A 24,223-nucleotide genomic window follows, 5' to 3' on the forward strand; every position below is an offset into this window, starting at 1 on the left:
ATAGAATAACTCTCTTTTTCATACAATACAATATATTATACTACAGTTTCGTCAGTAAGATTTGCCAAAAAAATTATTCTTTTTTTATTTTATATCCATATACCATATATCAGCAATGGATTTTCGTAAATTCCTAATACATAATCGTCCATTGTAAGATTACTGGGAAAAGTGTCGTACATATAGTAGGAGCAGCAGAAGAAATAAGATGATAAAAAGCTCGCCTAAGCGAGCTTTTTATTAATATACAGATGTATTATTTTCTGACGTATTTTCTAAAATTTCTTTTACACGTCCTAAGAACTTACCACAAATTAAACCATCAAGTACACGGTGATCAAGTGATAGACATAAGTTAACCATGTCACGAGCACCGAACATACCATTATCCATAATTACTGGTCGTTTTACAATTGATTCAACTTGTAAAATAGCCGCTTGTGGGTAATTAATAATGCCCATAGATTGAACAGAACCAAATGATCCTGTGTTATTAATTGTAAATGTTCCGCCTTGCATTTCGTCCGCTTTTAACGATTTCGTGCGTACTTTTCCTGCAAGTTCTGTAATTTCGCGAGCGATACCTTTAATTGTTTTTTCGTCTGCTTGCTTAATTACTGGTACAAATAGTTCATCTTCTGTTGCAACAGCGATAGAAAGATTAATATCTTTCTTCTGAACGATTTTATCGCCAGCCCACATTGAGTTAATTTGAGGATACTCTTTTAACGCTTGTGCTACTGCTTTTACGAAGAAAGCAAAGAATGTTAAGTTAAAGCCTTCACGCTTTTTAAAATCACCTTTAATTGAATTACGGTATGACACAAGGTTTGTCACATCTACTTCAATCATCATCCAAGCGTGTGGCGCCTCATGTTTACTACGTAACATGTTCGCTGCAATTGCTTTACGCACACCCGTTACTGGAATTTCGATATCGCCAGGCATTGTTGGTACAGAAACTGGTTTTGCAGCTTCTACTTTTTGCGCTACTAGTGCTGCTTTTGGTGCTTCTGGACGCGCTTCTACTACTGCTGCTACCGCTTCCTCTTTTTTCGCACCTGCTTGCGGAATATTTCCAGATTCCACTAGCTTTAAAATATCTTTACGAGTAATACGACCATTTGATCCTGTACCTTCTACTAGATCTAAATCAACATTATGCTCACCCGCAAGTTTTAACACAGCTGGTGAAAAACGTGGTTTTCCATCAGTTGGTTGTTTTACTTTCGGTGCTTTCTCAGCAGTAGTTACTTCTGACTTTGATTCTTCTTTCGTTTTTTCCTCTACAGCTGTTGCAGCTACTTCATCTGCGCCTTCTACTTGAATGACACAAACAACCTCACCTACAGCTAACGTATCACCTTCACCAGCGATTAACTCTTTCACAATACCAGTGAAAGAAGATGGTACTTCTGCATTTACTTTGTCAGTCATTACTTCTGCAAGCGGATCATATTTATTTACGTGATCCCCAACATTAACGAGCCATTTGCTAATTGTACCCTCTGTAACGCTCTCCCCGAGCTGAGGCATTGTGATATTTTCTACAGCCATGTATAGTCCCCCCGATTAAAATTCCGCAAGTTCACGCATTGCTTTTTCAACTTTATCTGGATTTACCATAAAGAATTTTTCCATTGTTGGTGCATATGGCATTGCTGGAACGTCTGGACCTGCAAGACGTGCAATTGGTGCATCTAAATCAAACAGGCAATTTTCAGCGATAATAGCTGCCACTTCACTCATAATACTTCCTTCTTTATTGTCTTCTGTTACAAGAAGAACTTTACCAGTTTTTGAAGCAGCTTCAATGATTGCTTCTTTATCTAATGGATACACAGTACGTAAATCAAGAATATGTGCAGAGATGCCATCTTGCGCTAACTTCTCAGCTGCTTGAAGAGCAAAGTGAACACATAATCCGTACGTGATAACAGTAATATCATCACCTTCACGTTTTACATCTGCTTTTCCGATTGGTAATACATAGTCATCTTCTGGCACTTCACCTTTAATTAAGCGATATGCACGTTTATGTTCGAAGAATAATACTGGATCTTCATCACGGATTGCTGCTTTTAATAAGCCTTTTGCATCATATGGTGTAGAAGGGATAACAATTTTTAAACCTGGTTGGTTTGCAAACATCGCTTCTACAGATTGTGAATGATACAATGCACCGTGAACACCGCCACCAAATGGCGCACGAATTGTAACTGGACAAGTCCAATCGTTGTTAGAACGATAACGAATTTTTGCTGCCTCAGAAACAATTTGGTTTACTGCTGGCATGATGAAATCAGCAAACTGCATTTCAGCGATTGGGCGCATACCATACATTGCCGCACCAATTGCTACCCCAGCAATTGCAGATTCTGCAAGCGGTGCATCAAGCGCACGATCTTCACCAAATTGATCATATAAACCGTGTGTCGCTTTAAACACGCCACCTTTTTTACCAACATCTTCTCCTAAAACGAATACTTTCTCATCGCGTTCCATTTCTTCGCGCATTGCTAATGTAATAGCATCGATATAAGACATTACAGCCATGAAACGTTCCCCCCTATTCTGCGTATACGTGCTTCAATGCATCTTCAGGTGCTGCATACGGAGCATTTTCTGCATATTCTGTTGCTTCATTTACGATATGCATAATTTCGTCTAACATTTGTTTTTCAAATTCCTCAGTTAACACGCCAGCTTCTTTTAAATAAACTGCAAATGTTATAATTGAATCTTTTTTCTTTGCTTCTTCTACTTCTTCTTTATCACGATAAACACGATCATCGTCGTCACTAGAATGTGCTGTTAAACGATATGATACTGTTTCAATTAAAGTCGGGCCTTCACCACGACGGCCGCGGTCTGCTGCTTCTTTTACAGCTTTGTATACTGCAAGCGGATCGTTTCCGTCTATTGTATATCCAGGCATACCGTAACCAATTGCACGATCTGATACGTTTTTACATGCTAATTGTTTTTCAACTGGAATAGAGATTGCATATTTGTTATTTTCACACATAAAAATAACAGGTAGTTTGTGTACACCAGCAAAGTTTGCGCCTTCATGGAAGTCACCTTGGTTTGAAGAACCTTCTCCAAATGTAACAAACGTTACTAAATCTTTCTTCTCCATTTTTCCAGCTAGTGCAATACCAACTGCATGTGGTACTTGTGTTGTTACTGGAGATGATCCTGTCACAATACGATTTTTCTTTTGACCGAAGTGACCAGGCATTTGACGACCGCCAGAGTTTGGATCTCCAGCTTTCGCGAAAGCAGACAACATAAGCTCTTTAGCTGTCATACCAAACGCTAGTACAACACCCATATCACGGTAGTATGGTAATGCATAATCTTTCTCTCTATCAAGAGCGAACGCCGCTCCAACTTGCGCAGCCTCTTGTCCTTGACAAGAAATTACGAATGGAATTTTACCTGCACGGTTTAATAACCACATACGTTCGTCAATTTTACGTGCAAGTAACATCGTACGGAACATTTCTAATACTTGCTCATCACTTAAGCCAAGCTCTTCATGGCGCTTTTCTTTTACTTCTGCCATTTTTCATAACCTCCTAAATCCACATTTTTATGCGTGTAACGCTTTTCCATCTACAGCTAGTGCTGCTTCACCAATCGCCTCAGATAATGATGGATGCGGATGAATTGTATGTGCTACTTCCCAAGGTGTTGCATCAAGTACTCTTGCAAGACCAGCTTCAGAAATCATATCCGTTACATGTGGTCCAATCATATGAACACCAAGAATGTCATTTGTTTCTTCATCAACTACAAGTTTTACAAATCCATCTGATTCTCCGTATACAAGTGCTTTTCCGATTGCGCGGAATGAGAACTTACCTACTTTTAACTTATAGCCTTTTTCTTTCGCTTCTTGTTCTGTTAAACCGACAGAAGCAACTTCTGGGCTGCTATATACGCATTTTGATACCATAGAGTAATCAATTGGTGTAACTTCTTTCCCTGCAATATGTTCTACTGCTACAATTCCTTCATGAGAAGCAACGTGAGCAAGTTGCAGGCCACCGATTACATCTCCAATTGCGTAAATATGAGATTCTTTCGTTTGATAAAACTCATTTGTTTGAATGTATCCTTTTTCCACAACGATATCAGTATTCTCTAAACCAATATTTTGCGTATTGGCTTGTCTTCCTACAGATACAAGCATTTTTTCTGCTTTAAATTCTTTATTCTCACCGTTATGTTCAGCTTGAATTGTTACTCCATTATCTTTTACCAATGTTTCTGGTAATACTTTTGCACCAGTTACCACTTTAATACCTTTTTTCTTGAATAGACGTTGCATTTCTTTTGAAACGTCCTGATCTTCTAGTGGTAATATAGTTTTCGCATACTCTAACACTGTAACTTCTACACCAAAGTCAGCAAGCATAGATGCCCACTCAATACCAATTACACCGCCACCAACGATAATAATCGAGCTGGGAAGCGTTTCCATTTTTAGAGCATGATCTGAAGACATTACGTACTCTCCGTCTAATTCTAAACCTGGTAATGAATTTGGGCGAGAACCTGTTGCAACAAGTACATTTTTTGGAATTAACATTTCATTCTCTTCTCCACTTGCAAGTTCAACTGAAATTGTCCCTGGCATCGGAGAGAAAATAGATGGGCCAAGAATACGGCCAATACCTTCAAACACATCAATTTTACCTTGTTTCATTAAATGTTGAACGCCTTTATGGAGCTGCGTTACAATCTTCTCTTTACGCTCTTGTACTTTTGCAAAGTTCAGTTCTACATTACTTGCAATAACTCCGAACTCTTCGCTTTTTTTAGCAGTTGCGTATACTTCTGCACTACGTAAAAGAGCTTTACTAGGAATACATCCTTTGTGCAAACAAGTACCACCAAGATTTTCTTTTTCAACAAGTGCTGTTTTTAATCCTAGTTGTGATGCGCGAATAGCAGCAACATATCCACCTGTACCGCCGCCAACGATGACTAAATCATATTCTCTTGCCATTATCTCAACCCCTAGCTACTGTTTGTTTTTCTCTTACAACATACTCTTTCGGCGCTTCTTCTTCACGTAATACACGAAGTGCTCCTTCTGCTAATGCTTGTAATTCATCTTCCCCTGGATGTACGATAACATCTGCAATCCAGTCAACACGTTCTTTTATTTCATCGACAAGAATTTTACTGTACGCAAGTCCACCAGTTAAAACGATCGCATCGATTTTCCCGTGAAGTACAGCACTAGCTCCGCCAATCTCTTTTGCAACTTGATATGCCATTGCTTTATAAATAAGAGTTGCTTCAGGATCACCTTTTTCAACCATTTGTTCTACTTTAATTGCATCATTTGTACCGATAAGACTTACAAGTCCACCTTGTCCGACAAGTTTTTTAACCATTTCGTCTCGGTAATACTCGCCAGAGAAACACATTTCAACTAATTGTCCTACTGGTACTGTACCAGCACGTTCTGGACTAAATGGTCCTTCTCCGTTTAAGCCATTATTAACATCAATAACTTTTCCTTTTTTATGAGCACCGACTGTAATACCGCCGCCCATATGTGTAACTAATAAATTTAAATCCTCGTATTTGTGATTTAATTCTTCAGCTACTTTACGAGCAACTGCTTTTTGGTTTAATGCATGGAAAATACTTTTACGTTCCATACCAGCAATACCGCTTATACGAGCAATTGGGTCCATTTCATCTACAACAACAGGATCCACAATGAATGCAGGAATATTTAATCCAGAAGCAATTTCATATGCTAAAATGCCTCCAAGATTTGAAGCGTGATGGCCGCTAAATCCATTTTTTAAATCTTCTAACATCGCATCATTTACTGTGTACGTACCGCCTTCGATTGGACGAAGTAATCCACCACGACCACAAACAGCGTTTAATTTTGAAATGTTAATACCATGTGAATGTAGAACTTCTAAAATAGTCTCTTTGCGAAACTCATATTGATCAATTATTCTTTTATATTTTCCAATTTGTTCTTCATCATGACGAATAGTTTCTTCTAAAACGGGTCTTTCATTATCAAAAACACCAATTTTTGTAGATGTACTACCCGGATTAATAACAAGAATTCGATTTAAGGACAATTTTGCTACCTCCACTACTAAATTCAAAAGGAGGTGGAAACCTCATAAGAGGTAACCACACCTTTTGTAAAAGTTATATATGAATGATTAGCGACGGCTAATAATGTCGTGACCGTTGCGTAAGTATGTGCTACGAGTGTTTTTCAAGCTTGCAATACGTTCTTCAGCTAAACAATCGGCTGCCACATAAGTTGCTACACCATCACGTTTTGAAATTTCGATTACTTTTGCAATTGTGTCATAAATAGACTCAACACGTTTTAGTGCACGCTCTCTATTGTATCCATATAATTCGTCAGCTACGTTAATTACACCACCTGCATTAATTACATAGTCTGGTGCGTATACAATACCCATTTCATGAATGATGTCACCGTGACGATCTTCTTTTAATTGGTTATTTGCAGAACCTGCGATTACTTTTGCTTTAAGTTGTGGAATAGTTTCATCATTAACTGTTGCCCCTAGTGCACATGGTGCATAAATATCACATTCAACACCGTAAATTTCATTTGGTTCAACTGCTGTTGCACCAAATTCTTCTACTGCACGTTGCACAGCTTCTTTATTAATATCTGTAACGATTAATTTTGCTCCCTCAGCGTGTAAATGTTTGCATAGGTGATATGCTACGTTACCAACACCTTGAACAGCAATTACTTTTCCTTCTAAATTATCTGTGCCGAAAGCTTCTTTTGCAGCTGCTTTCATACCACGGTAAACACCGTATGCAGTTACTGGAGATGGGTTACCAGAAGAACCGAATGATGGTGAAATACCTGTTACAAAATCAGTTTCTTCGTGGATAATATCCATATCATCTACAGTTGTACCAACATCTTCAGCCGTGATGTAACGTCCGTTTAGTCCTTGAATGTAACGTCCTAACGCGCGGAACATTGCTTCACTCTTATCTTTACGTGGATCACCGATAATTACTGTTTTCGCACCACCTAAGTTTAAACCAGCTGCTGCGTTTTTGTATGTCATCCCTTTTGCAAGACGCAATGCATCTTCAATCGCCGCTTCTTCAGAATCATATGTCCACATTCTTGTTCCACCAAGTGCTGGCCCAAGTGTTGTATCATGGATTGCAATGATTGCTTTTAAACCAGATTCTTTATCTTGACAAAATACCACTTGCTCATAATCATATTTTTCTAAGTATTCGAAGATTTCTAATGTCATTGTCGTTTCCCCCTAATGTTTTACCCTTTTTGGTTTATTTTGAAGCAGTCGTAACTGCCAATGCTAATGAATATACTTTTGTTTCTGCTGAATCAGCACGAGATGTTAAAACAATCGGTGCTTTTGCGCCTGCAATCATTGCTCCTACTTTTGCGTTTGCAAAGTAAATAAGTGATTTATATAGCACATTTCCAGCTTCAATCGTTGGGACGAGTAAAATGTCTGCCTTACCTGCTACATCACTTACTATGCCTTTATGCTCTGCTGCAATTTGTGATACTGCATTATCTAAAGCAAGTGGTCCATCTACGATACAATTTTTGATTTGTCCGCGGCGATTCATTTGTGTTAGCATCGCTGCATCAATTGTCGCCTGCATCGCTGGATTCACAACCTCTACTGCTGCAATTGGTGCAACTTTTGGCAACTCAATTCCTATTGCCTGGGCAACTTCTACAGTATTTTGTATAATAGCAGCTTTTTGTGTTACATCAGGTGCGATGTTCATCGCTGCATCTGTAACGAAAATAAGACGATCGTAATTTGGAACTTCAAATGCTGCTACATGTGAAAGTACGCTACCTTTACGTAACCCCCACTCTTTATTTAACACAGCCTTCAAAATATTCGCTGTTGGGATGTTACCCTTCATAAGCACATCTGCTTCACCGTTTCTCACGGATTTAACAGAAAGTTCTGCAGCCTCAGCACTTGACGACGCCGCAATCACTTCAATATGTTCTGAAGTTTGTAAACCATGTTCTTGTAGCATCCCCATTATTTTTTCTTGATTTCCATATAGACGAAATTGAGCTAGCTGTAACTTAATTGCTTTTGCTACAGCTTCAATTACTTCATGATCTTCAGCTACTGCTACAGCTACAGTTTTTTTAGGCTGTCCTGCTGCTTGATCAATTAAGTGTTCTAACTTCATATTTTGTAATCAACCCTTTCCGTCGTCCCTCGTCTATTTATTAAGCAAATACCGTGCCAACTTTTTAAAGTGGTCTTACCAATAATGAAAACGCATTCAAAATGCAGTAAAATCAATACTTTGGAAAATAACAAAATATTCTGTCTTATTTTGTCGCTTTTTATATACCATGCAATAAATTGCACGGTACGCAATTTATTGCATGCTATTTTTTGCACAGTCATACTTTTCTAGCTTGTAATATAAATTTCGAACTGAAATTCCTAACGCCCTTGCAGTTTTTGTTTTATTCCCATCAAACTTCTCTAAATATTCATGAATAATATTCCCTTCAAACTCTGTCACTAAATGTTCAAGCGGCTTTTCTTCTAATTCAGGTAATAAATTAGTTTGCTTTAACTCCGTCTGCTCTTCTTTATGTAAGGGTGGTAAATGATGCACCTCAATATATATCTCGTTATAATTCATAAAGATAATAGCTCGCCCTAAAATGTTTTCAAGTTCCCTAACATTTCCTGGCCATTCATATGATTGCAAATATGAAATGGCTGCATCCGTGAGTCCCTCTACATTCCGGCCATAATCTTGATTAATTTTTTGAATCAATCTTTCTGCAATTGCCGGTATATCTCCTTTGCGCTGACGCAGAGACGGGATTTGAATCGGAATTTTATTTAATCGATAATATAAATCCTCCCTAAACTCTCCTTCTAAAATAGCCTTTTCTAAATTCACGTGCGTTGCTGCAATCACCCGGACATTAATAGGTATCGCTTTCGTTCCACCAACTTTTACAATTTCTTTTTCTTGCAACACGCGAAGGAGCTTCGCCTGTGTATTGGCAGATAGCTCTCCTATTTCATCTAAAAAGATACTGCCATTATTCGCTTCCTCAAAGAACCCTCGTTTTCCGCCTCTTTTCGCTCCAGAAAATGCACCTTCCTCATAACCGAATAATTCACTTTCTAACAACGTCTCCGAAATCGCCGCACAGTTCACACGGACGAACTTATTGTACTTTCGATTACTTCCATTGTGGATTGCATGCGCGAATAGTTCTTTACCCGTTCCAGATTCTCCGCGTAGCAATACTGTTGCTGGTGTATTTGCTCCAAGTTTCGCCTGTTCAATGGCTGCCGTTGTTTCATCTGAATTTCCTACAATATCATCGAATGAATATTTCGCTTCTAATGTTCGAATAATTTGCCTTGCTCTATTCAATTCATTTGTTAACTTTTGAATCTCTGATACGTCACGAATTACACCGACGCTTCCTTTCAATATTCCATCAACAATAACTGGCGCTACGTTTACAATTACATCCCGCTTTTTTTGACCAATTTTCATATGTATTCCGCGTACCGCACGGCGTGTTCGAAGCACTTTCATATGCATACTTTCACCTTCTACAATATCTGTTGTAGCTGGTTGTCCAAGAATATCTTCTTCTGTCAATCCAGTTAGCTTTGTATAAGCAGGGTTTATAACTAGCCCTCTTCCTTTCTCATCAACAACCGAAATTGCTTCCTCAGATGAGTTAATAATCGCCTCAAGTAACGTTTGAATCTCTTTTAAATCCGTAACTTCTTCCGCGAGATCTACGACTTCTGTAATATCTTTAAAAATCGCAAACGCTCCTTGTACTTCCCCTCCCTCTTTCAATATCGGAATACGTGTTGTAATAATTTTCTTTTCATTCTCTAACGTCAGTTCATAATTCACTTCTATTTGTTTCGTACGTATGATGCGAAGCAACTTACTCGTTGGAATCACGTCTAAAATATGTTTCCCTATTGCATCTTCTTTTTTATATCCGATAATACGTTCTGCACTTTTATTAAAAAGACGAACTTGCCCCTCTCGATTGATTACAATCATACCGTCATGTGTAGAATTTAAAATTAATTCCCCTTGTTGCGTTTGCTCCTCTAATTTTCCTATTAAGCCTTCCTTCTCATGTGCTAATCTCGTAACAATTTTTGCAATATCTCCTGGTATAAGAAGGGTATCTTTATGTTTTTTCTCCAATAAAACTTTATGTAAATCATAATCACCTGTCATATCAAACATTACATCAATATGCATAGAAAGAAACGGCGTTACACTCTCTCCAATTGTAATCCCATATTCCTTAGCAATTTGTAATCCTTTCGCTATCGGATTTATATCAATAATCCCTATAATTTGAAATATATTCGAACTTTGTAACAGATTCAGTAGTGTACTTCCACCTTCACCTGCACCAACAATTAACACCTTTTGTTTCATATCGTACACTTCCTCTCGAAGTATCTCTGCAATTTTTTTCACACCCTTATCTTACTCGTTCAGCAACCTCTTGACAAACCCCCTTCTCATATAACATCATTAAAATATACTAAATAATCTGAAAAGGAGCGTTATGTATGCAGCGTTACCTCGCTCTATTATTAGCACTCATTCCTATTTCATTAGCTGTGCTTGGCATTAAGTTGATGAGGGATACTTTATTTGGCATTCTTTTTCCACCAATCTCTATACTATGGTTACAATTTTTAATCGGAGTTCTCTGCTTCGCACTCGGCTTTTATATATTTGGTGGCTTCGTATTACATCGGGACCGTAAACGAAATAAAGTTCAAGCCCGCTTTAGAAGGTAGAACAAAGTTTTTTTCTATTAATAAATAAAAAAATGAGACCTTTATATTTAGGTCTCATTTTTTTATCGACAATAAAGTTCTTGCTGTTTCGGGATAATCAGTAATAATCGCCGATATGTTCATATCAAAATATTTACGCATAAGCGTTTCTTCATTTATCGTGTAAGGACGAACCTCTACACCACTTTCCATCGTTAGTTCGGCAATGGCATCTTGAAGATAACGATAATTCGGATGCACTGCTGTAGCCCCCATCTTTTTTGCATATGCCCACGGGCTATGCAAACCTTCGCGATACAAAATAGCTGTTTGAATATCAGGAGCCATCATATGGCACCGTTTCATACTATAGTGGTTAAATGAAGAAAATATAACCCGATCCTCCAGACTAAACTTACGCACCAGTGTTATAACCTCTTCTTCTAAACCTCTGTATGGAATTTTATCATTTTTAAGTTCAATATTAAGTAGCAATTGCGTTTTGTCGAGCCATTCTAATACCTCCTCTAGAAGAGGTATTTTGCAAAATCCTACTTTTTCACTAAATTTATAACTCGCATCTAACTTACATAAATCCTCATATACATAATTTCGAACCGCACCTTTTCCATTTGTTGTCCGGTTCACCGTTTCATCATGAATGACGACAATCTTTCCATCTTTCGTTAATTGAACATCAAGTTCAATTCCATCTGCTCTAAAAGACTCTGCCGCTTCAAATGAAATCATTGTATTTTCTGGGTATGTTCCCGCTGCACCACGATGTGCAAATATAAGAGTCATCCTCACTCCCCCAATCTTATGCTATACTATACGAAAAAGGAGGTACTTCTATGAAACCATTACAAATTTCTCCAGACACTGCAGTCCGCCTATCAAAAGCGCTAGGTGTTCCGCTTGAACAACTTATGCATATGCCACAACACATTTTAATTCAAAAGTTAGTTGAATTGGAAAAACAAAATAAAGACGAAGAGTAATATGGTCCTGTTTTGCAGGGCTTTTTATTATTCTCTATTATATCATGATGACTTCCCTACCAAAATCCTTTAACAGATATACTACGATGCGATTTATTCTTTCCTGCATCAATTAATACTGCATTATAAATTAAAACTCCTCTTCTTATAAAAAAGAGGTTTTCTTTCCATTCTCAACAAAATAAAAAAACCAATGAACTCTAAAATTCATTGGTCTTTAAATAACAAGTTTATTGTTTTTAAAATTAATACCGAGTATAGGTTGCAAGAATTCTTCGGCTTTACTACAGCTTAAATCCCTTACTATCTTTACTCTCAGCTAGCCTTATGTTCAAGTCTTAGCTTATCCGCAACCATTGCGATGAACTCGGAATTCGTAGGTTTTGCTTTTGACATGGATACTGTATAACCAAATAAGGACGAAATAGAATCAATATTCCCACGGCTCCACGCTACTTCAATCGCGTGACGAATTGCGCGCTCGACACGGCTTGCTGTTGTATTATATTTCTTTGCGATATCCGGATACAATACTTTCGTAATAGACCCTAACAATTCGATATCATTGTACACCATAGAAATCGCTTCTCGTAAATACATATATCCTTTAATATGAGCAGGTACACCAATTTCATGGATAATGCTCGTAATACTCGCATCTAAGTTTTTCGGTTTTCCATCTATTGTTGTTGCTGATCGGAAAGATGGCAATGGACGTTTAATAGTAGCATTTGCCTTGCCACTCACTTGACGAATATGACTAGTTAAATTCTCCATATCAAATGGTTTTAATATGAAATATGAAGCGCCTAAGTCAACAGCTTTCGTCGTCACATCTTCTTGTCCAAATGCAGTTAACATAATTACGCTAGGCTGTCTTAGCCTTTCAATATGTCGCATTTTCTCAAGTACAGCTAAACCGTCTAAATGTGGCATAATAATGTCTAAAACGAGTACATCAGGTTGCTTATCTTTTAATAAGTTTAAACACTCTTGACCATTATAAGCAGTACCAATTACTTCCATATCATCTTGAGCAGCTACATAACTCTCTAGCATTGATACTAATTCTTTATTATCATCCACAAGACATACTTTAATTTTTTCCACAGCTTTTCCTCCCTTACCGAATGGATTCTCCGACATGTGTATCCTTCTAGGCTACATGAATTGTTCGACAATTGTGTGAAAATTCCCTTTTAAAGTTTCTTACTTTCCGATAAAATCACAAAAAAATATGTTTATCGTTCATTTATTCCCTTTCACAACACATTCCATCATAGAAATACAACGAAACGTTCAACCCTTTCCTTTTATTTTACAACAAAAAACACCTCTTGCGGAGCTTTTACAAAATTTCAACGAATTTTTCAACAGAAAAGCGAGCTAATTAATAAATTAGCTCGCTTTTTTCTCTTGATCATAAATATTAATTCCAGCCTCATGTAACATCCATTCAATATGAACGCCGTACCCTGACGTTGGATCATTTACAAATACATGTGTAACGGCACCAATTACTTTCCCATCTTGTACGATTGGACTTCCGCTCATTCCTTGTACAATACCACCTGTTTTCGCCAATAAACGTTTATCCGTTACTTTTATTACCATACCCTTTGTAGCTGGAAACTTTTGTGGCACTGTACTAACCACTTCAATATCAAACGATTCCACTTTATCTTGATCAATAACTGTTAATATTTTTGCCGGTCCCTCTTTTACTTGATTTGATAAGGCGATAGGCATTGCTTTATCCATTATGCCATTTGTCATATTCGTATTTAATTTCCCAAAAATACCAAATGGACTGTTTATTGTAATATTGCCGATTACTTCACGATCTGGCGAGAACCTTGCTAATTTCTCTCCCGGATTCCCATGACTGCCTCTTTCAATCGATGTAACTGTCGAACGCATAATTTGTCCGTCTTCCACTTGAATTGGTTTTTTTGTATCATTATCAGAAATGACATGACCAAGTGCCCCATATTTCATAGAATCCGGATGAACAAATGTCATCGTTCCGATTCCAGCTGCCGAATCACGAATATATAAACCAATACGATAAGACGATTCCCCGCTGTCTTTTTGTGGTGTTAACTTCGTTCGAATGTATTTTCCATCTCGTAACAAAACAAGATTAAGCGGCTCACCTGTTTCACCACTACTATGAACAAATGGTGCTACATCACTCATTCTTTCAATTGTTTTACCATTAATTTCAGTAATCATATCCCCAATTTGCACACCAGCTGTTTCACCAGGAGATATTTTACCTTTTTCAGTTTGAATTAAATGATGGCCTACAACAAGTACACCTTTTGTATTTAATTTCACACCAATCGATTGTCCACCTGGAATCACTTTAAAATCTTTCAACACTTTCACATTTACTTTTTTCACTGGAAAACCAGCAAGCTGAAACACCATATCTGCCTCACCATTTTGATGAGAATTTACCATAAGTCCTTGTTTTTGTTCATTTGAACTCACTGTAAATACATGACGATCTGTAGATGAAGCTTGAAAAACTGGTAATGAAGCTACTTCTGATTGTTGTCCTTCAAAAACAACAAGTTGCTTCGGCGATGAAATAAACGTCCGAAGCGGTTTAAAACATCCAATAAAAACTAAAGACACAAGGAGACAAAGACCTATTATTTTGCGAAATCTTTCTAATTTCAATTTGTTCACTCTCCTCGCTCCTACCCCACATTCAGCCTCTTGGCTTCACTTTTTAATCTCTCCTTGCAGTGCTTTATTTATAACCGGAAGAATTAAGAAATCGTCATTTGAGAAAAAAAGCTATCCATTACTGGATAGCCTCTGCTGTCTCTTTAAAATGATGCGCTTGCGTAAGTAGCTCTTTCGCATGTTCTGTCGTTAAATCTGTAATTTCCACACCAGAAATCATTCGAGCTATTTCTGTTACTTTATCCTCCATAGTTAAAACAGTAACTGATGTAATTGTCCGATCATTCGCTACCTGTTTTCGAATAAATAAATGTGAGTCCGCCATTGAAGCGACTTGAGGTAAGTGCGTAATACAAAGTACTTGCGAGTTTACTGATACACGATAAATTTTTTCTGCAATAGCCTGTGCAACTCGACCACTCACACCCGTATCTACTTCATCAAAAATAACAGATGCAATGCCTTGATGCTTAGAAAAAATGCTTTTTAAAGCTAAAATAATACGAGATAACTCTCCGCCAGAAGCGACCTTTGAAAGTGGCTTTAGCGGTTCACCTGGGTTCGTTGAAATATAAAATTCCACATGATCATAACCATCCGCCGTCAGTCTTACCGGTGAACCTTCCACAAGTGGTTCTTCTGTATTCCCTTCTCTCTTCATGATTCTCACTTCAAATTTCGTTTTTTCCATATATAATTCTTTCAATTCCTGATGAATGGCATTTGTAAGATGATCTGCAAGTTCATGACGCATATTACTTAACAACATTGCTTCTTTTAGAATCACACTTTCTAATTCCTTTAACTGCTTCTTCGTTGTTTCAATATGAACATCTTTATTTTCAATCGTAAAAATTTCTTGTTCAATTTTATCAGCATACGCTAAAATCTCTTCTACAGTATTTCCATATTTTCTCTTTAGCATACGAATTTCATTTAAACGTGTTTCTATTTCATCTAGACGATTCGGATCGTATTCCATCATATCAAGCTTTTCTCTAAGTTGATACGCAACTTCTTCTAATAAATAATAACTATTTGCAATCGAATCATGATTTTCTTGATACGCTTCATCTAAATGTGTAATACTCTCCATTTGCCCCATTGCGCTTCTTACATTATCTAATCCTTGTCCGTCAGCGCTTAACGAACGATATGCATCACCTAACGCTTTATAAATCTTTTCAAAGTTAGAAATTTGCAATCGTTCCTCAGTTAATTCATTTTCTTCATCCATTTTTAAATCCGCCTTACAAATCTCTTCATGTTGGAATTGAATTAAATCTAAGCGATGGGCCATTTGTTGTTCATTTTCACTTAAAGATTTCAACTGTTTTTTTAATTTCTCGTAGTCAGCGTATACATTTTGATATATATCCAATTGTTTAACAATACGCTCTCCATCAAAATGATCGAGCATAAACAGATGTCGCTCTTCATTCATTAAATCTTGTGTTTCGTGCTGTCCATGAATATCAACAAGCGTTTTTCCAAATTCTTTTAATATACTAAGTGTAACAAGTTTTCCATTTACACGACATACACTCTTTCCGTTTGCAGCGATATCTCGCTTCAAAATAATCATGCCATCTTCTATTTCTATATCCAACTCTTCTGCCTTTTCAATACATGGATGCTTATCATCTTCTATATAAAATAGCCCCTCTATCTCAGCCTTTTCTGTTCCGTATCGAACAAATTCTGCTGAACCACGGCCACCTACAAGCAAACTAATCGCATCAATAATAATTGATTTCCCGGCTCCTGTTTCACCACTTAAAACCGTTAAACCTTTTTGAAAAGAAATATTTAATGCCTCAATAATAGCAAAGTTTCTAATCGATAATTCCGATAACAATGCCCCATTCACCTCGTTATAAACTAATCCCCTACTAAGGGCTTTTTCAGTTCTTCATTCAAATAGTCATACTGTATGTTTGTATGTATAGATTACTTTTCTAACCCGCTCCATTGTACCAAACATTTGTTTTTCGGGTCAATCCACCTATCTTCTAACTTTATTCAAACAAAATAGTATATTACAATTGAAAATTCATATCTTTAACCCATAAAAATATCCTGTTTGCTTCCCACTTTACAGCGGAAAGCAAACAAGATTTTTTTGTTACAGCATATTTAAGAAACGATCAGAGACAACACCTGTATCTTCAGGTGTACGGCAAATAATTAAGCAAGTATCATCACCACAAATGGTTCCGATGATCTCATCCCACTCCAAGTGATCAATTAGTGCTCCAAGTGAATGAGCGTTACCAGGCAATGTTTTTAGCACCAGCATATGTCCTGCCGTGTCTAATTTTACAAATGAATCCACTAGATTTCGTTTTAATTTTTGTAACGGGTTAAATCGTTGATCTGCTGGCAAGCTATATTTATAGCGACCATCCTGTAATGGCACCTTCACTAAGTGCAGTTCTTTAATATCGCGCGATACTGTTGCTTGCGTTACATTAAATCCCTCATTACGTAAAATATCAACTAATTCATCTTGTGTTTCAATTTCTTTGTTCGCAATAATTTCCCTGATTTTAATATGGCGCTGACCTTTATTCATACATTTGCACCTCACACTATCTCTTACCATAGTTTAAACATTGGTATACTTCACTTATTTATGTTAACGTATAATTCGTTACTTGTACACAATTGTTTTTACAATCATTATACAATTACAACAAAAAGAGGAACAACATATGTTATTCCCCTTTTCCTTTTTGTTTTAGAACGTTATGTGCTTCTGTAACAACTTGCTCTACAGAAACTGGAGAATGATTTTCGCCATTCTCACGCTCTCCATGCCATTTTAGATGAATTAAAAATTCGATATTACCATCTCCACCCGTAATCGGTGAGAATGTTAAACCTTCGACATCATAGCCTTCTTTTAAAGCAAAATCGACAATCATTTCTACGACAGCCTCATGTACTTTTCTATCACGAACGATGCCTTTTTTCCCAACTTGCTCTCTTCCAGCTTCAAACTGTGGTTTAATTAACGCTGCTACATCGCCATTAGGCGTAAGCATTGTTTTTAAAACTGGCAGTATAAGCTTTAATGATATAAATGAAACATCGATACTAGCAAATTGCGGTAAACCACGTTCTAAGTCTGCTGGTGTCACGTAACGGAAATTTGTGCGTTCCATTACGACAACACGCTCATCTTGACGCAATTTCCACGCAAGCTGATTGTATCCTACATCTAATGCATAAGATAATTTCGCTCCATTTTGAAGCGCGCAATCTGTAAAGCCACCAGTTGATGAACCAATATCTATCATAACTTTATCTTGTAAATTAAGATGAAATGTCTCTAACGCCTTTTCAAGTTTATAACCACCACGGCTTACATACGGCATAACTTGTCCCTTCACCGTAATCTCTGTGTCTTGCGAGATTTTCTCTCCTGGCTTATCCAGCCTCATCTCATTCGCATATACGAGTCCAGCCATAACAGCACGTTTTGCTTTCTCACGAGTTTCTATAAGTCCTCGCTCTACTAATAGTACATCTACTCTTTCTTTTTTTACACTCATTTGTTACGCCCTTTTTTGTTTTGATGGAATCATTGTATGAATACGGTCTACAACAGCATCTGTCGTTAAACCAATTTCTTCTAATAATTTTGTTACACTACCGTGCTCTATGAAACGGTCTGGAATACCCATTCGTTCAATTAATACACTATGGTATCCGTTCTCTGACGCAAATTCAACTACTCCCGTTCCAAAACCACCGATTAAACAAGCTTCTTCAATCGTTAATATCGGTATATTCTTACCTAAGAGATCATGCAAATATGATTCATCCATTGGTTTAATAAAGCGAGCATTCACTACTTTCACTGAAATTCCAGCCTTTTCAAGACGTTCAGCTGCTTCCATTGCCATTGGTATTGTTGTACCAAATGTTAAAATAGCTGCTTGTGTACCTTCTTTTAACGTTTCCCAAGTACCGATTGGAATCGCCTTTAATTCTTCATCCATATGAACGCCAAGTCCATTACCACGCGCATAACGTAATGCGATTGGCCCATCTTCATATTGCATCGCCGTATATACTAAATGTTGCCCTTCATTTTCATCTTTCGGCATCATCAGCACCATATTCGGTAAGTGACGTAAAAATGAGATGTCAAATACCCCTTGGTGTGTTTCACCATCTGCTCCTACTAATCCAGAGCGATCTATCCCAATGAAAACATTTAAATTTTGGCGGCATATATCATGAACAACTTGGTCATATGCTCTTTGTAAAAATGTTGAATAAATTGCTAAGAATGGCTTCATTCCTTGCGTTGCCATACCTGCTGCCATTGTTGTCGCATGCTGTTCTGCAATACCTACATCAATCATGCGGTTCGGAAATTCTTTTTGGAATTTCTCAAGTTTCGATCCAACAGGCATTGCCGGAGTAATCGCAACGATACGCTCATCCGTTCTCGCTAGCTTTAGCACTGTTTCACTAACAACAGCACTCCATGCCGGTGCAACTTCCTTCGGTTTAACGAAGTCACCTGATTCAATTTTATATGGTCCTGTACCATGCCAAGTTCCAATAACATCACTCTCAGCTGGTTTGTAACCTTTTCCTTTTTTCGTAATAACATGTACAAGTACTGGGCCTTTTGTTTTCTTTGCATATTGTAACGTTTCGAATAACTTTTCATAATCATGCCCATCGACCGGACCTAAATATGTAAAGCCTAACTCTTCAAAGAAGACGCCTGATACTAATAAATATTTTAGGCTATCTTTTATTTTCTCTGCTGTCGCAGCAACTTTCCCGCCGACTGCTGGGATTTTCTTCAATATATACTCTAGTTCATCTTTTACCCAGTGATATTTCCCTGCGGTACGTAAACGACCAAGTACATTATGAAGCGCACCGACGTTTGGTGCAATTGACATTTCATTGTCATTCAAAATAACAATCATGTCTGTTTTTTCATGTCCAATATGGTTCAATGCCTCTAAAGCCATTCCGCCTGTTAATGCACCATCGCCAATGATTGGTATAACGTATTCTTCCGTTTTCTTTAAGTCACGTGCTAGAGCCATTCCCATTGCAGCGGATAACGATGTCGAGCTATGACCAGTTTCCCATACATCATGCTCACTCTCGCAGCGTTTTGGGAAGCCACATAAGCCTTGATATTGTCTTAATGTACCGAATTCTTTCGCACGTCCTGTTAAAATCTTATGTACATAGGATTGATGTCCTACGTCCCATAAAAATTTATCTTTCGGACTATCAAATAATTTATGCAGAGCAATTGTGAGTTCTACTACACCTAAATTAGGTGCAATATGTCCACCTGTTTGAGAGAGCTCTTCAATTAAAAACTTACGAATATCCTCACTCAATCCCTCTAGTTCACTGATAGACATATCTTTCAAAAAACTAGGGTTTTGAATTTGCGTTAGATCCACATGGATCACTCACTTTCATTTCATAATCTGTCAACATGTCAAATACTATAAAAAGATTTACACAACACAAGAACTTCTCTTTTCTATTTTTCATCTCGTTTTGCTATTCACCAGTCTATTGTACCCTAATCCTATTATAAACCATATTTCTTTCGGCGATGAAAAAAATAGCCGCTAACACGAAGTGATAACGGCAATGTAATCTACATATATTTTTGCCAATAACAAGAAAAGAAAAACCTTTTCCTACATTTATATCATAAATTGATAAATGACTCAACAAATGAAAACGCTGTTATATTAGTTATTACGTTTTGCGATTACATCACAAATAGATAATAAATATTCATCTTGTAATTGCAAGGAGCTAATAGCGTCTTTTGCTTTTGCAATTGTTTCTTCTAAAATAGCCTTTGCTCGATCTACAGTAAATAACGTCGTATATGTGCTCTTTTCATTGGAAACGTCACTACCAATCGGTTTTCCGATTTCCTCTTCGTTTCCTTCTACATCTAAAATATCATCTCGAATTTGAAAAGCTAGGCCAATATTTTTCGCAAACACAAGTAATTTCTCTTCCTGCTCTTCTGTAGCATCAGAAAGTATCGCTCCTGCAAGTACCGCATACTCTAGCAATTTCCCTGTTTTATGTTTATGGATGTACTCCAACTCATCAATTGTAAGTCGTTTCCCTTCCGCTTCCATATCTGCCACTTGCCCGCCAACCATTCCTTCTGGTCCTGCTGCTTTTGCAAGTTCGAGTACAAGTCTTACTTTTTTTTCAGCAGAGATTTCTTTTTGCTCATATGCCATAATGACTTGAAAAGCGTACGTCAACAAACCGTCTCCCGCTAACACTGCCATCGCTTCACCAAATACTTTATGGTTTGTGGCCTTTCCTCTTCTTAAATCATCATCATCCATACAAGGTAAATCATCATGAATTAACGAGTATGTATGAATCATTTCAAGAGCACAAGCTGCTCCTACTCCAAGATTTCTTTCTTTCCCAAACGCTTGTAATGTTGCAAATAAAAGTAACGGGCGAAGACGTTTCCCACCCGCTTCCAAAGAATATGCCATCGCTTCACGAAGTACATCTGGACATTGTAATTCATTTGCATAGCTTACAAGTTTCTCTTCTACGAAAGTTTTACTTTCTTTCAAAAAAGTATCAAAAGCGATAGTCACTATGCTTCATCTCCTAAAGCAGTAAACGGTTCAAGCTCTCCATCTTCCCCAAGAATAACTGCCATTTGTTCTTGTACATTCTTAAGCTTCTCATCACAAAACTTAGATAATTCCATACCTTCTTTAAAGTAAGAAATTGCTTCTTCTAACGGTACGTCACCTTGTTCTAGCTTAGAAACGAGATTCTCAAGTTGCGAAATTGCCTCTTCAAAGCTTAATTTATTTTTCATTATTCAATTCACGCTCCTCTATGCCTGATACGCTACAATCTAGTATTCCATCTTGTAATTGAACTGAAACAGCATCTCCAAGGCTGACATCTTTCACACTTTTTAACACTTGCTTCTCTTCATCATATACAAGCCCGTACCCTCTCATCATTACTTTAAGCGGACTTAACACTTCAAGTTTTTGAGCAGCTCTTACAAAAGCAAATTCTTTCGTTTGAAGTAAGGTATGCATTTCACGTTGCAATTGTTTTTGCAGCGTTTCAACAGCTACCTTCGTTTGCATAATTTTTTGAGACGGGTGGTGCTTCTCTAAATAAAATGAAAGCTGTTTTAACTGATTTACTTTTTTATCAATATAGCGCTCTTTCGCTAAAACAAGCTGTTCTAATGCGCGATCTAATTGCTCTTCCTTTTGTTCATATACTTGTCTTGGATAACGGAACGCATAAGATTTTTGCAATACTTGTAGTTTTTCTTCTTTTTTATGTACTAACTCCCTCATCGCTCTTTGCAATCTCAGAGTTCTTTGTAATACCTTTTCTTGCAACTCTATAATATTAGGTACTGCTAGCTCAGCTGCTGCAGTCGGTGTTGGTGCACGTAAATCCGCGACAAAATCTGCAATTGTAAAATCTGTTTCATGGCCTACAGCCGAAATAATAGGAATTTCACTCTTAAAGATCGCCCTTGCAACCACTTCTTCGTTGAAAGCCCACAATTCCTCAATAGAACCTCCGCCGCGTCCAACAATTAATACATCTATATCTCCCATTTCATTCGCTGTACGAATTGCTTGTACAATCGAGGGAGCTGCTGACTCCCCTTGTACAAGTACCGGAAATACAATAATATTCCCAATTGGATAACGACGTTTAATCGTTGTAATAATATCACGAATTGCTGCTCCTGTTGGCGACGTGATTACACCTATTGTTTTTGCATACGGAGGAATTGCTTTTTTATAAACTTGAGAAAACAAGCCTTCTTCCTCTAAACGAACTTTTAACTGTTCGTAAGCTAAATGCAAATTTCCGATTCCATCAGGTTGCATGTCTTGAATATAAATTTGATAAGAACCACTCGCCTCGTAAACAGAGATTTTCCCTTTTACAAGTACCTTCATCCCATTTTCTGGTCTGAATTTAATATTACGATTATGACCCGCAAACATAACCGCCGCGATTCTTGCATTTTCATCTTTCAATGTAAAATACATATGACCACGGCTATGATTTTTAAAGTTGGAAATTTCACCTTTTAACCAAACAGACTGCAAATGCGGATCGTATTCTATTTTTGTTTTTATATAGCGTGTTAATGCTGTAACGGTTAAATATTGTTTCTCCATTTCTCTCTCCTCATAGCCGACTCAAATTATTTACAAACGACACCTGCACGCTTGGCAGATTCAACAGTATTATGAAGAAGCATTGTAATCGTCATTGGACCAACACCTTTTGGCACAGGCGTAATGTAACCTGCAACATCTAACATGTTGTCAAAATCAACATCACCACAAAGCTTACCTGTTTCTAATCGATTCACACCAACATCAATTACAACCGCTCCTTCTTTAATATAATCAGCTGTTACCATTTTTGGTCGTCCAACTGCTACGATTAAAATATCAGCTAACTTCGATAACTCTTTAATATTTTGCGTCTTAGAATGACAGTATGTGACAGTTGCATTTTCATTTAAGAACAATTGTCCCACTGGTTTGCCGACGATATTACTTCTTCCAATTACTACGACATGTTTTCCAGAAATATCAAGATTCGTTTCTTTTACTAATTCTACAATGCCATGTGGTGTACATGGAAGGAATGTATCTTGTCCCGTCATCATACGTCCCACGCTGATTGGGTGAAATCCATCTACATCCTTTTCTGGTGAAATTCTTTCAATGATAGCTTTTTCTTCAATACGTTTTGGTAAAGGTAATTGCACTAATATGCCATTAATGCGGTCATCTCCATTTAAGCGATCAATTTCAGCAAGCAAACGCTCCTCAGTAATTGTTTCAGGAAGTTCAATTAGCTCTGAATAAATTCCTACTTGTTCACAGCCCTTTTCTTTTCCTTTTACATAAGAACGAGATGCTGGATCTTCTCCAACTAAAATAACTGCTAATCCTGGTACAATCCCTTGCTCTTTCAACTTCACAACTTCTTCTTGTAATTGTGCTCGTTTTTTCTCCGCAACTTCATTTCCTTTGATGATTACTGCTACCATTTTAAGATTCCCCCTTAAAGAAATTACAGTGTATCTTTTATATTAGATAAAACGCCGTTAATAAAACGACGAGATTCCTCATCCCCAAATGTTTTAGCAATTTCAATTGCCTCATTAATTGTTACATTGTGTGGAATTTCTTCCATGTATTTCATTTCATACACAGCTACACGTAAAATACTGCGATCAACAATACTAATACGCTCAAGCTTCCACTTTTTTAAGTTTTGACGAATTGCTTCATCAATTGCTTCTTTATTTTCTACAAAACCTACTACAAGTGATTCTAGAAACTCATTTGTTTCTTCACCTTCATCTAGCGTGTTTTCCACCGCTACTTTCGGTTCTAATTCACCTGTAATATCCATTTGATATAATGCTTGCATAGCTCTTTCTCTAGCCGTCCTACGTTTCATTGTAACTCTCCTTTATGCTTCAAGTCTTTCCTTATGCTTTGTTATATTATTATAATTTATAAGCCGTCAATTCACTTACTCTTACAGTTTTCATTGATTTTCCAACCTTATAATACAATGATAATAACACAA

The 24,223-nt window shown here is 37.3% G+C and carries 22 protein-coding genes; 2 read left to right on the plus strand and 20 right to left on the minus strand.

Annotated elements, in window-relative coordinates; genetic code table 11:
- Nucleotides 1-240: 240 nt before the first annotated feature.
- The 8 genes from MR065_RS01200 to MR065_RS01235 form a co-directional block, all read right to left on the minus strand.
- Nucleotides 241-1,557 (minus strand): dihydrolipoamide acetyltransferase family protein, encoded by a 1,317-nt coding sequence (locus tag MR065_RS01200; protein ID WP_242212222.1) that lies wholly within the window; start codon nt 1,555-1,557, stop codon nt 241-243.
- Nucleotides 1,558-1,572: 15 nt separating this feature from the next.
- Entirely contained in the window at nt 1,573-2,556 is a 984-nt protein-coding gene (bfmBAB, locus tag MR065_RS01205; protein WP_000290071.1) for a 3-methyl-2-oxobutanoate dehydrogenase subunit beta, read from the minus strand.
- A gap of 13 nt (nt 2,557-2,569) precedes the next feature.
- A complete protein-coding gene (bfmBAA, locus tag MR065_RS01210) occupies nt 2,570-3,571 on the minus strand; it encodes a 3-methyl-2-oxobutanoate dehydrogenase subunit alpha (protein WP_242212223.1) in 1,002 nt (333 codons plus the stop codon).
- Nucleotides 3,572-3,598: 27 nt separating this feature from the next.
- Nucleotides 3,599-5,020, minus strand: a complete 1,422-nt coding sequence (gene lpdA / locus MR065_RS01215) for a dihydrolipoyl dehydrogenase (RefSeq protein WP_000090438.1) — start codon at nt 5,018-5,020, stop codon at nt 3,599-3,601.
- 4 nt (nt 5,021-5,024) lie between these two features.
- On the minus strand, nt 5,025-6,128 hold the full coding sequence (buk, locus tag MR065_RS01220; protein ID WP_242212224.1) for a butyrate kinase: 1,104 nt from the start codon (nt 6,126-6,128) through the stop codon (nt 5,025-5,027).
- Between the two features lie 87 nt (nt 6,129-6,215).
- Complete coding sequence (locus MR065_RS01225) at nt 6,216-7,316, minus strand: Leu/Phe/Val dehydrogenase (RefSeq protein ID WP_242212225.1); 1,101 nt, start codon at nt 7,314-7,316, stop codon at nt 6,216-6,218.
- Between the two features lie 34 nt (nt 7,317-7,350).
- A complete protein-coding gene (gene yqiS, locus MR065_RS01230) occupies nt 7,351-8,250 on the minus strand; it encodes a phosphate butyryltransferase (RefSeq protein WP_242212226.1) in 900 nt (299 codons plus the stop codon).
- Nucleotides 8,251-8,445: 195 nt separating this feature from the next.
- The gene (locus tag MR065_RS01235; protein ID WP_242212227.1) at nt 8,446-10,518 is read right to left on the minus strand and encodes a sigma-54 interaction domain-containing protein; all 2,073 of its coding nucleotides are present in this window, start codon (nt 10,516-10,518) and stop codon (nt 8,446-8,448) included.
- 137 nt (nt 10,519-10,655) lie between these two features.
- Here MR065_RS01235 and MR065_RS01240 point away from each other — a divergent pair, with 137 nt between their 5' ends.
- Complete coding sequence (locus MR065_RS01240; protein WP_098268056.1) at nt 10,656-10,889, plus strand: DUF2627 domain-containing protein; 234 nt, start codon at nt 10,656-10,658, stop codon at nt 10,887-10,889.
- A gap of 54 nt (nt 10,890-10,943) precedes the next feature.
- On the opposite strand, the gene MR065_RS01245 is transcribed toward MR065_RS01240, so the two are convergent.
- On the minus strand, nt 10,944-11,672 hold the full coding sequence (locus MR065_RS01245) for a glycerophosphodiester phosphodiesterase (protein ID WP_242212228.1): 729 nt from the start codon (nt 11,670-11,672) through the stop codon (nt 10,944-10,946).
- 50 nt (nt 11,673-11,722) lie between these two features.
- Between MR065_RS01245 and MR065_RS01250 the strand changes: the two genes are divergently transcribed.
- On the plus strand, nt 11,723-11,869 hold the full coding sequence (locus MR065_RS01250) for a YycC family protein (protein ID WP_000803575.1): 147 nt from the start codon (nt 11,723-11,725) through the stop codon (nt 11,867-11,869).
- Between the two features lie 315 nt (nt 11,870-12,184).
- Here the strand turns inward: MR065_RS01250 and spo0A are convergent, their stop codons facing one another.
- The 11 genes from spo0A to nusB form a co-directional block, all read right to left on the minus strand.
- Entirely contained in the window at nt 12,185-12,979 is a 795-nt protein-coding gene (spo0A, locus tag MR065_RS01255; RefSeq protein WP_141436244.1) for a sporulation transcription factor Spo0A, read from the minus strand.
- A 288-nt stretch (nt 12,980-13,267) separates the two neighbouring features.
- Nucleotides 13,268-14,566 (minus strand): SpoIVB peptidase, encoded by a 1,299-nt coding sequence (gene spoIVB, locus MR065_RS01260; RefSeq protein ID WP_097902618.1) that lies wholly within the window; start codon nt 14,564-14,566, stop codon nt 13,268-13,270.
- Nucleotides 14,567-14,684: 118 nt separating this feature from the next.
- Nucleotides 14,685-16,424: a DNA repair protein RecN gene (gene recN / locus MR065_RS01265; RefSeq protein ID WP_242212229.1), complete on the minus strand. Its 1,740-nt coding sequence runs from the start codon at nt 16,422-16,424 to the stop codon at nt 14,685-14,687.
- Nucleotides 16,425-16,691: 267 nt separating this feature from the next.
- Entirely contained in the window at nt 16,692-17,141 is a 450-nt protein-coding gene (gene argR / locus MR065_RS01270; protein WP_001032582.1) for an arginine repressor ArgR, read from the minus strand.
- Nucleotides 17,142-17,283: 142 nt separating this feature from the next.
- The gene (locus MR065_RS01275; RefSeq protein WP_242212230.1) at nt 17,284-18,123 is read right to left on the minus strand and encodes a TlyA family RNA methyltransferase; all 840 of its coding nucleotides are present in this window, start codon (nt 18,121-18,123) and stop codon (nt 17,284-17,286) included.
- A gap of 3 nt (nt 18,124-18,126) precedes the next feature.
- A complete protein-coding gene (gene dxs / locus MR065_RS01280; protein WP_242212231.1) occupies nt 18,127-20,019 on the minus strand; it encodes a 1-deoxy-D-xylulose-5-phosphate synthase in 1,893 nt (630 codons plus the stop codon).
- Nucleotides 20,020-20,319: 300 nt separating this feature from the next.
- The gene (gene ispA / locus MR065_RS01285; protein ID WP_242212232.1) at nt 20,320-21,210 is read right to left on the minus strand and encodes a (2E,6E)-farnesyl diphosphate synthase; all 891 of its coding nucleotides are present in this window, start codon (nt 21,208-21,210) and stop codon (nt 20,320-20,322) included.
- A complete protein-coding gene (gene xseB / locus MR065_RS01290) occupies nt 21,210-21,440 on the minus strand; it encodes an exodeoxyribonuclease VII small subunit (protein WP_097902623.1) in 231 nt (76 codons plus the stop codon). Before xseB ends, ispA begins: the two co-directional genes overlap by 1 nt.
- Complete coding sequence (xseA, locus tag MR065_RS01295; protein WP_097902624.1) at nt 21,430-22,788, minus strand: exodeoxyribonuclease VII large subunit; 1,359 nt, start codon at nt 22,786-22,788, stop codon at nt 21,430-21,432. The genes xseB and xseA overlap by 11 nt, the downstream gene beginning before the upstream one ends.
- A gap of 26 nt (nt 22,789-22,814) precedes the next feature.
- Nucleotides 22,815-23,675, minus strand: coding sequence for a bifunctional methylenetetrahydrofolate dehydrogenase/methenyltetrahydrofolate cyclohydrolase FolD (gene folD / locus MR065_RS01300; RefSeq protein ID WP_242212233.1), 861 nt, complete (start codon nt 23,673-23,675; stop codon nt 22,815-22,817).
- 23 nt (nt 23,676-23,698) lie between these two features.
- Entirely contained in the window at nt 23,699-24,091 is a 393-nt protein-coding gene (nusB, locus tag MR065_RS01305; RefSeq protein WP_000830247.1) for a N utilization substance protein NusB, read from the minus strand.
- Nucleotides 24,092-24,223: the final 132 nt, after the last annotated feature.

Origin of the sequence: Bacillus cereus group sp. BfR-BA-01383, from assembly GCF_022663495.1 — a bacterium.
Classification (GTDB): Bacteria; Bacillota; Bacilli; order Bacillales; family Bacillaceae_G; genus Bacillus_A; species Bacillus_A cereus_AU.